This window comes from Gemmiger gallinarum, from assembly GCF_014982805.1.
In the GTDB taxonomy this organism is placed as follows: domain Bacteria; phylum Bacillota; class Clostridia; order Oscillospirales; family Ruminococcaceae; genus Gemmiger; species Gemmiger gallinarum.
The window spans coordinates 188,935-201,420 of record NZ_JADCKC010000001.1 but is presented as its reverse complement, the minus strand read 5'-3'; the positions used below and the strand labels follow the sequence as shown (position 1 = coordinate 201,420).

Sequence of the window (12,486 nt, the reverse complement as noted above, 5' to 3'; positions counted from 1 at the left end):
AGAGCCTGTGCTTTCTTGTTCCGGCACACCATCCGTGGTCCGCCGTTTTGTTTTTATGGAAAAGCCGGCCCGGAACTCAGCGCAGCGCCGCCTCCCGGATGGCCGCCGGGGCAATGACCTCGGTGAAGCGGACGGGCAGATCCCGCAGGCTGCTCAGCGCAGCAGGTGCAGCACAGCCCGTTTTGGCCGTCAGCGCCTGCATGGAGTCAAAGTCGCTTTCCGGTGCCTCGGCCCCCAGGGCACGCAGCACATCCCGGGGGAACTTGAAGGGGCTGGCCGTGGACAGCACCACCATGGGGGCGGTGCTGCGGCAGTCCTCCGCCACGCGGAAGGCCACCGCAGTGTGGGTGTCGCACAGGTAGCCGTCCTGCTCAAAGCGGTCGCGGATCTCTTTGGCTCCCTGTTCGTCGTCGGCACAGCCGCAGGCAAAGCTTTCCTGAATGGCCGCCAGCGTCTGAGCATCCACCGTGTAATGGCCCTGTGTGGACAGGTCCTTCATCCAGCTGGCAACCTTCTCGGTGCTGCCGGACACATGGTAGAGAAGGCGCTCCAGGTTGCTGGAGATCAGGATGTCCATGGAGGGAGAAGCCGTCTTGTGGAACTCCCGGCGGGCATCGTAGGTGCCGGTGCGGATGAAGTCGGTGAGGACGTTGTTTTCATTGGAGGCGCAGACCAGCCGCCCCACAGGCAGGCCCATGCGCTTGGCGTAGTAGCCTGCCAGAATGTCGCCGAAGTTGCCGGTGGGGACGCAGAAGTCCACCGGTTCGCCCCAGGCCATGGCGCCCTTTTCCGCCAGACGGAAACAGGTGTAGAAGTAATAGACGATCTGCGGCACCAGACGGCCCCAGTTGATGGAGTTGGCACTGGACAGGCGGATGCCCCGCTTTTCCAGGGCCGCCGCCACGTCGGCATCGGCAAAGACCTTCTTGACGCCGGTCTGGGCATCGTCAAAGTTGCCGTCCACCGCATAGACATGGACGTTATCCCCCTGCTGGGTGGCCATCTGCAGGCGCTGAATCTCACTGGTACCGGCATTGGGATAGAACACCGAGATTTCGATGCCTTCCAGGCCTGCATAACCCGCCAGAGCCGCCTTGCCGGTATCCCCCGAGGTCGCCACCAGAATCCGGGTGGTCTCAGTGCGGTTCAGGTTCTTCTTGCCCTGAAGCAGCAGCTTGGGCATCAGCTGCAGAGCGTAGTCCTTGAAGGCACAGGTGGGACCGTGCCACAGCTCCAGCGCATACAGGCCGTCGCGGACCTTCTCCACATGGCCCGCTTTGCCTGCAAAGGCATCGCCGTAGGTAGCCGCAGTGGCCTGGGCCAGGAAGGCCGGATCATAGTCGGTCAGGAAAGAACCGACCACCTTGTCCGCCAGCTGCGGATACGAAAGACCCTTCCATGCCTGCAGGTCTGCCTGCGGGAAGGACTGGGGAACATACAGGCCGCTGTCCGGCGCAAGACCCCGGACGATTGCCTCGGATGCCGAGACGCCGCTGACTCCACCGCGTGTGCTTTGATATTCCATTCCTGAACACCCTCCATCTGTATTTTTGTATTCTGCCGTTTAATCAGCAGGAAAATGCGTCGGAAATACAATGTACCTGCCATCCTCCGTTTTGCGGGATCACCTCGACCACGTCGAACCGCACCCGGGAATCGGCATAGGGACTGTTCTGCAAGTATTGGGCGGCCGCTGCAATGAGCCGCCGCTGTTTGGCCGGGCCGACTGCTTCGGCCGGCAGGATGGGCCCCGGACGGCTGCGGGTCTTGACCTCCGCAAAGACGACGGTATCATCTTTGTACAGAATCAGGTCCAGCTCCCCCATGCGTGTCCGGAAATTGTGATTGAGCAGCAGATACCCTTTCTGGATATAGTACTTGGCGGCAACCGCCTCGCCGGTCTGCCCCAGCGGCCGGTTCAATGCCAGTACCCCTGCTTTTTCAGAAAGCTGCGGCGATAAAACGGCTGAATGCCGTACTGTGCGATCAGCTCATAATGCAGTTTGGTGGGATACCCCTTGTGCTTGGCCAGCTGATACTGGGGATACTGCCGGTCCAGTTCCATCATATAGCGGTCACGGCTGACCTTGGCCAGAATGGAGGCCGCCGCAATGGAGGCACTGTTGGCGTCTCCCTTGACTACCGTCTCCCCCGGCTGGGGCACATCCGGCGGATACCGGTTGCCGTCCACCAGCACATAGGCCGGGGCCGGGTCCAGGCCCGCCACCGCCTGCGCCATGCCGTCCATGGTAGCCCAGAGGATGTTTTTCTCGTCGATCTCCTCCGGCGGAACAAAGATGACCTTCCAGGCCAATGCCTTTTGGGTGATTTCCTCGTAGAGTTCCTCCCGGCGTTTGGCACTGAGCTTTTTGGAATCGTTGACTCCCTCCACCGGGTTGGCCGGGTCCAGAATCACCGCCGCACAGCAGACCGGCCCGCACAGAGGGCCGCGGCCCGCCTCATCCACGCCGCAAAGTATGCCGTGCTGTGTACGAAGCTCCTCGTCAAAGGCGTAAAGAGCGGTGCTGTCAGTCTTCCTCGAGGCCATCGTCGTCCTCCTCCCGTGCCATCTGCGGCGGGCGTTCCAGAGAGATGCGCCCCCACTTGCTGGCGCGGAACTCGCCCACCAGCATGCGAGCCGCACGCTCGGAATCCACCTCACCGCCCGAGACCAGCATGCCCCGTTTGGCACCGATGGCCAGCAGCAGGTCATAGGGAGCAAGCTCCAGCGCATCGGCATCCAGCTTGTAGCGTTCCAGCAGGCGCTGAGGGTAGATGCCCCGCACGCTGCTCAAAAGACCGCAGGCAAGCTCCTCGATGTCCAGAATATCATCCCGGATGGAACCGATAAATGCCAGATTGGTGGCCGTTTCCAAGGTATCGAACTTTTTCCAGAGCACGCCGGGCATGTCCAGCAAGTCGAAATCGTCCACGGCGATCCATTGTTTGCCGCGGGTCACACCCGGCTTGTTGGCCGCCTTGGCACGGGCTTCCCCGGCGAAGGAGTTGATGAAGGTGGATTTGCCCACATTGGGAATGCCCACCACCATCACACGGGTCCGCGCCCCTGCCATGCCGCGGTTGCGGCGGCGTTCCAGAAGGGCCGACAGTTCAGCGATGATGGGCTTCTTGATGGCGTTGGCAGACTTTTTCTGCCGGGCATCCATGGCGATGCATCCGGCATCTGCCGCCTTGAAATATTCCAGCCACTGTTTGGTGATCTCCGGATCGGCCAGGTCGGACTTGTTCAGCACATACAGATGCGGCTTGCCGCCGGTGATGCGCTCAATCTCCGGATTGAGGCTGGAAAGCGGAATGCGCGCATCGAGAATCTGCAGAACGCAGTCGACATTGCGGATCTCTTTTTCCATCATGCGCAGCGTCTTGGTCATGTGACCGGGGAACCACTGGATCACCCGGCGATTGACTCCCGACATATCGTCCATTGCATTCACTCTCCCTTCCCTATGTGCAGGGCCTGCTTCCGACCCGCACGATGTATTTTCCTCTATGGTTGCAACTTTGCGGGCAGGTTCAGGAAATCAGCCCGAACTTGTCAAAGGGCGTCAGGCGGAGCACCGCCCTGCCCAGAACATCCCCTTCCGAGACGCAGCCAATCTCAGGGGAGCGGCTGTCCTTGGAGTCATTGCGGTTATCTCCCATGATGAACAACATTCCCTCCGGCACTGTCAAAGGAAAGGTGACGCCTTCCGAAAGATAAGTCTTATCCGCCGTGTAGGGCTCGTCCAGGGCTTCCCCGTTGCGGTATACGATGCCCTGTTCAAAGTCAATGTCGATGACATCGCCGCCCTTGCCGATGACACGCTTGATGAGCAGCTTGCCGTAACCGGTATAGCTGTCAATGACAACAACATCGCCGTATTCCGGCTCATAGGGCAGGCTGGACAGAAGCAGGCGTTCGCCATCCACCAGGCCGGGGTTCATGGAGGAACCGTCCACCTGCACGACACGCACACCGAAAGTAAACACCAGCGCCAGAATCACAATGGCAAAAATAATGGAATCGACCCATTCCAGCAGACCGCGATTGGCCTTGACACGTCCCACGGGAGACTTCCCTCCTTAGCCGGCAAACGGCATCCTGTGAATAATAATAAAATAAGAAAAAGGGAGAACGAACTTGCGTCCTCCCCTTCTTCTTGTCGTCAGATACGAGCCTTAACCTTGGCAGCCTTGCCGGTGCGCTCACGCAGGTAGAAGAGCTTCGCACGGCGAACCTTGCCGCGACGAACAACCTCGACCTTCTCGACGAACGGGCTGTTGACCGGGAACACACGCTCCACGCCAACACCGTAAGAGGTGCGGCGGACGGTAAAGGTCTCAGCAATGCCGCCATGCTTCTTGGCAATGACGGTGCCCTCGAAAGCCTGGATACGCTCCTTGTCGCCTTCCTTAATGCGGACGGAAACACGAACCGTGTCACCGATTTCGAACTTCGGCTGATTCTCTTTGATCATGCCCTCGGTAAGAGTCTTGAATGCGTCCATGAATGTTCCTCCATTTTTTTCGACGTTCATACCCGAAAAAGATCGGCAGAGGACCGCCTGTTTAATGATCTGTCATTATCCCGCCGGTGGTGCCGGCGGCGCTAACGCTAAAATATAATATCACAATCCGCCCTGTTTGGCAAGAACTTTTTTGCCTTACAGCTTGAGTTTTTTATAAAAAGGCGTGATGTCCAGCGTAGCAAAGTAATCGGCCGGTGTTTCGGCGCGGCGAATCAACTGATGGCTGCCGTCCTCGCACAGAAGGACCTCGGCGCTGCGGAGTTTGCCGTTGTAATTGTAGCCCATGGAGAAGCCATGAGCGCCGGTGTCGTGGATGACCAGAATGTCGCCCTTGTCGATCTTGGGCAGCATACGGTCGATGGCAAACTTGTCGTTGTTCTCGCACAGACCGCCGGTCACATCGTACTTGTGGTCGCAGGGAGCGTCCTCCTTGCCCAGCACGGTGATGTGATGGTAGCTGCCGTACATGGCCGGGCGCATCAGGTTGGCCGCACAGGCGTCCACACCGATGTACTCCTTATAAATATGCTTCTCATGGATAGCCTCGGTGACCAGACAGCCGTAAGGTGCCAGCATGAAACGGCCCATCTCGGTGAAGATGGCCACATCCCCCATGCCCGCCGGCACAAGGATCTCCTCAAACTTTTTGCGGACGCCTTCGCCGATGGCCATAATGTCGTTGCTGCGCTGATCAGGACGGTAGGCAACGCCCACGCCGCCCGACAGGTTGATATAGCGGATCTTTGCCCCGGTGCGCTTGTGCAGGCGGACGGCCAGCTCAAACAGGATGCCCGCCAGCTCGGGGTAGTAATCGTCGGTGACGGTGTTGCTGGCCAGGAAAGCATGGATACCGAAGTTTTCGGCGCCCATGGCCATGAGGCGGGTGTAGGCCTCGGCCATCTGGTTTTCGGTCATACCGTACTTGGCGTCGCCAGGGTTGTCCATGATGCCGTTGCCCAGATCAAAGGTTCCGCCGGGATTGTAGCGGCAGAACACCGTCTTGGGAATGCCCGCCACCCGCTGCAGAAAGTCCACATGGGTCAGGTCATCCAGATTGATGTAGGCGTCCAGATCATAGGCTTTCTTCATGTCCTCCACCGGGGTATCGTTGGAGGAGAACATGATGTCGCTGCCGTGGAACCCGCACGCTTCCGACAGCAGCAGCTCGGTATAGCTGGAGCAGTCCACACCGCAGCCTTCCTCCTGCAGAATCTGCAGCAGATAGGGGTTGGGCGTCGCCTTTACGGCAAAGTACTCCTTGAAGCCCTTGTTCCAGGCAAAGGCCTTGTTGACCAGGCGGGCATTCTCCCGGATGCCCTTCTCGTCATACAGGTGAAAGGGCGTGGGTACATCCGCAATGATGTCCTGTGCCTGTTCCAGCGTGATAAACGGCTTTTTCTTTGACATACTTCCTCTTCCCCTCTTTACTCCGCACAACGAGAATTTCTCTCATTGGCGAATATAATAGTTCATTATACGGCTTTTCACAGGATACGGCAAGCGTCACTGCCCCAGCATGGCAAAAAATTCTTCCTCGGTGATGACCGGCACCCCGAGAGACTGGGCCTTGGTCAGCTTGGAGCCTGCAGCCTCACCGGCCAGCACATAGCTGGTCTTTTTGGAGACCGAACCACTGGCCTTGCCGCCGTTCTGTTTGATGAGTGCTTCCGCCTCCTGACGGGACAGCCGGCTGAGAGTGCCCGTCACCACGATGGTCTTGCCCTCCAGCGCCGTGCCCTTGGGCTCGCCGTGCCAGGTCATATTGACCCCCGCCTTTGTCAGGCGCTCGATCAGGTCGGCGGTGCCCTCCTTGGCAAAGAACTCAGCCACGCTCTGGGCCATAACGCCGCCGAAACCGTCGATTTCGGCAATCTCTTCCTGGGTTGCCTGACGGATGGCATCCATGCTGCCGAAGCGCTCGGCCAGCAATGCCGCCGCCTTATCGCCAATGTTTCGGATACCCAGGCCGAACACCAGCTTGTCCAGGTTGTTGCCCTTGGAGCGCTCGATGGCGGTGCGGAGATTGGTGGCGCTCTTTTCCTTGAACTTGTCCAGGGTCAGAAGCTGTTCCATGGTCAGATCATAGATATCCGCCACCGTGTGCACAAAGCCCTTGTCGATGAGCTGAGCGGCCACCGCTTCCCCCAGGCCGTCAATGGCCATGGCATCCCGGGAGGCAAAGTGGATCAGGTTGCGCAGCACCTGAGCCGGACACTCGGGGTTGACGCAACGCAGGGCACTCTCGTCCTGCAGATGGACCACCGGTGCGCCGCAGGAGGGGCAGGCACAGGGCATGGTGTAGGGCACGGTATTCTCCCCATGTCTGACCACACCGATGACCTCGGGAATGATATCTCCCGCCTTGCGCACCTGCACCGTATCTCCGATGCGCACATCCAGGGAGGCAATGATATCCCCGTTGTGCAGGCTGGCCCGGGCCACGCTGGTGCCGGCCAGGAAGATGGGGTCAAAGACGGCGGTGGGCGTCAGGACGCCGGTGCGTCCCACCGTGACCTCAATGTCCCGGACGACCGTCTCCTTGACCTCGGGGGGATACTTGAAGGCAATGGCCCAGCGGGGGAACTTGTTGGTGCTGCCCAGCAGGCTGCGGGAGGCCAGGTCGTTGACCTTGATGACGGCGCCGTCAATATCAAAGGGCAGCGTGCCACGGGCCTCGCCGATGGCCTTGACCTCCTCAATGGCATCCTCAATATTGTGATAGACATTGTAGCGGGGCGAGACGGTGAATTTCAGGCTCTTGAGGTAGTCCAGGGTCTCGCTGTGGGTCTTGAAGATCCTGCCCCGGACCTGCTGCATGTTGAACACAAAGATGGACAGGCCGCGGGACGCCGTGATCCTGGCATCCTTCTGGCGCAGGGAACCCGCCGCCGCGTTGCGGGGATTCTTGAAAGGGGTTTTATCCTGCAGTTCCTGCTCTTCCTTCAGTTTGAGGAAAGCCTCCCGGGGCATATAGACCTCACCACGGACTTCCAGGAATTCCGGGGCATCCAGCAGCTGTTTGGGAATGTGGGCAATGGCCCGGATGTTTTCGGTCACATCCTCCCCCACCACGCCGTCGCCGCGGGTGGAGCCACGGACCAGGGTGCCGTTCTGGTATTCCAGGCTGACGGAAAGGCCGTCAATCTTGGCTTCCACCACATACTCCGGCTCGATGCCCGCATCCCGGACACGGGCGTCGAATTCCCGCAGTTCATCAAAGGAGAAGGCATCCTGCAGGCTCTCCATCTTGACCGCATGGGTCACCTTGCTGAACTTGCTGCTGGCCGTGCCGCCCACGTGCTGGGTGGGCGAGGTGGGTACGATCAGTTCGGGGTACTGTGCCTCCAACGCTTTCAGTTCCCGGGTCAGGGCATCATATTGAAAATCCTCCAGCTCCGGGGCGTCCTGGTCGTAATACAGGCGGTTGTTATACTCAATGACCTTGCGCAGCTCTTCGGCGCGCTGTCTGGCTTTTTCCAGCTCCATCGGTCTTTATCCTCCTATCCGGTTTTGCCCTTAAAAGGGGCACTCTTGGGTATTATACCATACCCGACGCCGGTTTTGCAGTCTCGTCACCGCTTTCACGTTTTTTCCATTTTCAGGCATCCCCCTGGGCGTAATAGCCCGGCGTAGCGCCATCCAGAAGAACATGCGCCACCGGAACTGTATTTTCCACGTTCAGCAGATGGGTGTCTCCATCCAGGATCATGTTGACCACGGTGCTTAATTCCAGATCAATACAGTATTCCACCTTATTGATCTCCACCTCCCGGACGCTTTCCTGAATTTCTCCCTCCACATATCCCCGGGGCTGGATGCAAAGACTCCAGCTGGGTCCCCGGTCATTGAGCAGTGCACTGTCCAGAAGGCTGCCCCAGGGTATGCGCAGTTCTGTCTCAGGGAGTGTCTGCAATGCCTGCGTCACCGCCTCAATCAGGTACATTCTGGCCTGATTGAGGGCCACCGCGTTGCTCTCCACGGAGGCAACTTCCCCATCCTGTCCGTACCGGATGGTATAGAGATTCTGATACCGCTCAGGATGCTGCTCCATTTCCCGGGAGATGGCCCCGTTCATTGCCTCGACGGTGGCGGCGCGGCTCTCATACTCGGCCAGTTCCTGAAGGGCGGGCTGAATCTTGGCATCCAGGGCGCTGCCGCCGTACCACAGAAGGCAGGCCAGCAGCAAAACGATCAGCAGCCGCAGGCGCACCTTCAGCCTGGGCATCAGCGGGGTTGCCCTGCGCATACGGCATTCCTCCTTTTCTCAATACGGCAGTCGCTCTCCCCCATGGTATGCCCGGGAGCCGAGGCCGGTTCCGGACGGAGAGCGGCAAAAAGGCGGAGCCCCTGCCTCTGCAGAGTCTCCGCCTTTTTTGATGAATCTTTCAGTGGGCGTCAAAACGCTTTTGTTCAGGTGCTGTAATGTGCCAGGAACCGGCGGGTGCGTTCCTCCCGCGGGTGATCGATCACCTGATGGGCAGAGCCTTCCTCCACCACCACGCCGCCGTCCATGAACAGAATACGGTCCGCCACATCCCGCGCAAAAGCCATCTCATGGGTGACGATAATCATGGTGGTTTTGTTGGCTGCAAGTTCCCGCAGAACACGCAGGACCTCCCCCGTCAGTTCCGGGTCCAGGGCGCTGGTGGGCTCATCAAAGCAGAGGATATCCGGTTCCAGAGCCAGAGCCCGGGCAATGGCCACACGCTGCTGCTGTCCGCCGGACAGCTGATGGGGGTAATGCCCGGCACGATCACTCAGCCCCATCTGTTCCAGCAGGCGGCGAGCCTTGAGTTCCAGCTCGTCATGAATCCGGCGGCGGTTCGCCTTATAATCGGGGCGCTCCTTGGCCAGCAGTTCCCCCGCCAGCATGACATTCTGCAAAGCCGTATACTGGGGGAACAGATTGAAGTTCTGGAACACCAGTCCAAAATGCAGGCGTTTTTTCCGTTTTTCGCTCTCCTTGTGAGTCTGAGGGTCATCGGCATCCCACAGCGTTTTGCCGTCCACCACAATGCGGCCGGTATCGGGCGTCTCCAGGAAATTCAGGCAGCGCAGAAGAGTCGTTTTGCCCGAGCCGGAGGAGCCGATGATGGCCAGTGCCTCTCCCTTTTCCAGCGACAGAGAGATGTCCTTGAGCACGTGGGTGCTGCCAAAGTTTTTACCGATCCCGGTAGCTTCCAGCAAAGCCATTTCTCTGCCTCCTTACTTAAAGTAATCCAGTTTCTTTTCCAGCGCACCGAACACCAGGGTCAGCACGCCTACAAAGACCAGGAAGAACAGCGCCGTGGAAAACAGCGGCCAGATCAGGCCCTTGGCACTGTATTCCTTGGCCATCATGATAATTTCCTTGTTGGAGATGACATTGGCCAGCGCCGTATCCTTGACCAGGGTGATGACCTCATTGCCCATGGGCGGCAGGATGCGCTTGATGACCTGCAGAAGCGTCACCCGGAAGAAAATCTGCGGTTTGGTCATGCCCAAGACCTGGCCGGCCTCCGTCTGGCCCTTGGGGATGGACTCAATGCCGCCGCGGTAGATCTCAGAGAAATAGCAGGCATAGTTGATGACAAAGGCCACCACCGCCGCCCACAGCCGCCCGAAACTGCCGGCCGGCCAGGGATTGCCCCATCCCATCAGGCCGGGGCCCAGATAAATCACAATGATCTGCAGCATCAGCGGTGTTCCGCGGATCACCCAGACAAAGGTGCGCACCACTCCACGCAGCGGCATAAACCGGCTCATGGAGCCGAACGCCACCACCAGGCCCAGCGGCAGCGCAAAGGCCAGCGTCAGAAGGAACAGTTCTGAATTGAGCCAGAAACTCTCCGTCAGGCGGCCCCATATCACCATGGCTTCACTCATGTTTTCCACTTCCCCGTGCCGGGCCGCCTCCTTGCGAAAGCCGTATCCCGGGTTTTCTGTCAATACACAAAGGCGCCTGCACGCAGAACGGCTCAGCCGCCGCGCGCAGGGCCTATTTCAAACTGTTCAGTCGGCCAGTTCCAGGTTGTACTTGTCGGCCAGCGCCTGCATGGTGCCGTCCTCGCGCAGAGCGGCAAAGGCATCGTTGACCGCCGCGGCAACGTCGCTGCCCTTGCGGAAGGCAACGCCATACTCCTCTACGTTCAGCTCGTCCTTGATCTCCAGATCAGTGTAACTGGTGCCTTCGCCGATCATGGCGTTGGCCAGGGTCAGGTCGAGAACCGCAGCCTGGCAGTTGCCCGCTTCAACCTCCGGCAGGCAGTCAGCCTGTACCGTCTTGGGAACCAGGTCGGCCTGAGAGAGGTTCTCCTCTGCCTCAAGGGTCTCCTGACCCGCAGAGCCCGCCTCATAAGCGATGCTGGCATCCACAAGGTCTGCCGTGCCGTTGTAGGCCGCCTCCTTCTTCATGACGATGACCTGCGCATTCTTGGCATAGGGCTCGGTGCAGGCGGTGTTTTCCATAATATCCTCGGTCAGGGTCATGCCGTTCCAGATACAATCGATGGTGCCGGCATCCAGCTCAACCACCTTGGTCTCCCAGTTGATTTCCTGGAAGACCGGCTCGACGCCCAGCTGCTCACAGACAGCCGTGGCCAGTTCGGTGTCGAAACCGGTGAAGTTGCCGTCATCATCGGTATAGTTCATGGGTGCGTAGACCGTATAGCCGATGATCATAGTGCCCTTTTCCTTGATGTAGGCAAGGTCGCTCTCTTCTGTGGCGGCATCGTCCCCGGTGTCGGCGGTGGTTTCCGCCGTGGCAGCCGTGCTGCTGTCCTCCGCGGCAGAAGTGCTAGTGCTCGAATCGCTGTTGGAGCAGGCCGCCAGGCTCAAAACCAGGGCCGCAGCCAGGACCGTGCTGATAATTCTTTTCATGATGATCTCTCCTCCTCAATCACTTTGCCGGTTTCCGCATCGATTCAGCGCAGTAAATCGGCAGTGCACCTTATTATAGTAATATAAATGGAGGCGTTTCGCAAGTATCCACAGCGTGAAAATACCATATTTCAGGCTGTTTTTGCATAAATTTTCGAAGGCTTCCCGTTTTTGTCTGCAAAAAAGCACCGCATTTTCGAAAGAGTCCAAAAAACGCGGTGCCAAAATATACATCCGAAAAACCGATGTGCTGCAAAAAGTCAGATTCCGTTCGCCTTTTTGCGTACGGCTCTCTTTTTGCCGCCTGCATGCGCCGCAGCCTTGCGGCCCGGTTTTCTGGGCGCCGGCTGCGGGCGAATCCTCACAAACTGGATGGGATTGCCGTTGGAGAGCATGCGTTCCTCCACTTCCAGCCCCGGCAGGGCCGCAAGAAACTTATTGAGGCTTTTGCTGCCGAAGTTGCGCACGTCAAAGTCCGGATAGCGCTTGATCAGCTGATCGCCGATCCGGCTGGTACGCACCCAGCCAGTGCCGTCGTCCATCTCGTCGATCATGCCGTGCACCAGGCGTCCCACCGAGTCCCGGTTGATCGCCGTGTCGTCGCTGGCCGCCTGCAGATTGTCTGCAGCGGTGGGCACAGCGCTCTCTTCCTCCGGCTCTGCATTGTCCAAAATGAGGTCCAGATACTTGAACTGGTCGCAGGCCTTGACGAAGGGGCCCAGCGTTTTGCTCTCACCCATGCCGATGACCAGCTTGCCCGCCTCGCGCAGCCGGGCGGCCAGACGGGTAAAGTCACTGTCCGACGAGACGATGCAGAAACCGTCCAGATTTCCGGAATACAAAAGGTCCATGGCATCAATGATCATGGCGGAGTCGGTTGCATTTTTGCCCGTTGTATAACTGTACTGCTGGACAGGAATGATGGAGTTGTTCAAAAGCACATCTTTCCAGCTTTTCAGGCGGCTGTCGCTCCAGTCGCCGTAGATGCGCTTGCAGGTTGCCACACCAAACGAGGCAGCCTCATCCAGAATCGCCTTGACATACTTGGGCGAAATATTATCTGCATCAATCAGGACCGCAAGTTTCAGATCTTCCACCG

Annotated in this window: 13 protein-coding genes; all 13 read right to left on the bottom strand. The window is 58.8% G+C overall.

Annotation, left to right across the window (positions count from 1 at the left end):
• Positions 1 to 76: 76 nt before the first annotated feature.
• Positions 77 to 1,525 (bottom strand): threonine synthase, encoded by a 1,449-nt coding sequence (gene thrC / locus INF35_RS00955; protein WP_193499717.1) that lies wholly within the window; start codon positions 1,523 to 1,525, stop codon positions 77 to 79.
• Positions 1,526 to 1,568: 43 nt separating this feature from the next.
• A complete protein-coding gene (locus INF35_RS00950) occupies positions 1,569 to 1,922 on the bottom strand; it encodes a YraN family protein (RefSeq protein ID WP_193499716.1) in 354 nt (117 codons plus the stop codon).
• Positions 1,919 to 2,548, bottom strand: coding sequence for a ribonuclease HII (gene rnhB / locus INF35_RS00945; protein WP_235983072.1), 630 nt, complete (start codon positions 2,546 to 2,548; stop codon positions 1,919 to 1,921). The genes INF35_RS00950 and rnhB overlap by 4 nt, the downstream gene beginning before the upstream one ends.
• On the bottom strand, positions 2,529 to 3,446 hold the full coding sequence (ylqF, locus tag INF35_RS13735) for a ribosome biogenesis GTPase YlqF (protein ID WP_235983071.1): 918 nt from the start codon (positions 3,444 to 3,446) through the stop codon (positions 2,529 to 2,531). Before ylqF ends, rnhB begins: the two co-directional genes overlap by 20 nt.
• A gap of 88 nt (positions 3,447 to 3,534) precedes the next feature.
• Positions 3,535 to 4,068: a signal peptidase I gene (gene lepB / locus INF35_RS00940; protein ID WP_193499714.1), complete on the bottom strand. Its 534-nt coding sequence runs from the start codon at positions 4,066 to 4,068 to the stop codon at positions 3,535 to 3,537.
• 98 nt (positions 4,069 to 4,166) lie between these two features.
• Positions 4,167 to 4,508 (bottom strand): 50S ribosomal protein L19, encoded by a 342-nt coding sequence (gene rplS, locus INF35_RS00935; protein ID WP_193499713.1) that lies wholly within the window; start codon positions 4,506 to 4,508, stop codon positions 4,167 to 4,169.
• Positions 4,509 to 4,664: 156 nt separating this feature from the next.
• A complete protein-coding gene (locus INF35_RS00930) occupies positions 4,665 to 5,936 on the bottom strand; it encodes a diaminopimelate decarboxylase (protein WP_193499712.1) in 1,272 nt (423 codons plus the stop codon).
• A gap of 96 nt (positions 5,937 to 6,032) precedes the next feature.
• Complete coding sequence (gene ligA / locus INF35_RS00925; protein ID WP_193499711.1) at positions 6,033 to 8,015, bottom strand: NAD-dependent DNA ligase LigA; 1,983 nt, start codon at positions 8,013 to 8,015, stop codon at positions 6,033 to 6,035.
• 112 nt (positions 8,016 to 8,127) lie between these two features.
• Positions 8,128 to 8,775 (bottom strand): sporulation protein YunB, encoded by a 648-nt coding sequence (locus INF35_RS00920; protein ID WP_193499710.1) that lies wholly within the window; start codon positions 8,773 to 8,775, stop codon positions 8,128 to 8,130.
• A 164-nt stretch (positions 8,776 to 8,939) separates the two neighbouring features.
• Positions 8,940 to 9,722, bottom strand: a complete 783-nt coding sequence (locus INF35_RS00915; protein ID WP_193499709.1) for an amino acid ABC transporter ATP-binding protein — start codon at positions 9,720 to 9,722, stop codon at positions 8,940 to 8,942.
• Positions 9,723 to 9,734: 12 nt separating this feature from the next.
• Positions 9,735 to 10,394: an amino acid ABC transporter permease gene (locus tag INF35_RS00910; protein ID WP_193499708.1), complete on the bottom strand. Its 660-nt coding sequence runs from the start codon at positions 10,392 to 10,394 to the stop codon at positions 9,735 to 9,737.
• A 126-nt stretch (positions 10,395 to 10,520) separates the two neighbouring features.
• Entirely contained in the window at positions 10,521 to 11,387 is an 867-nt protein-coding gene (locus INF35_RS00905) for a transporter substrate-binding domain-containing protein (protein ID WP_193499707.1), read from the bottom strand.
• A 260-nt stretch (positions 11,388 to 11,647) separates the two neighbouring features.
• Positions 11,648 to 12,484: an NYN domain-containing protein gene (locus INF35_RS00900; protein ID WP_193499706.1), complete on the bottom strand. Its 837-nt coding sequence runs from the start codon at positions 12,482 to 12,484 to the stop codon at positions 11,648 to 11,650.
• Between the last annotated feature and the right edge of the window lie 2 nt (positions 12,485 to 12,486).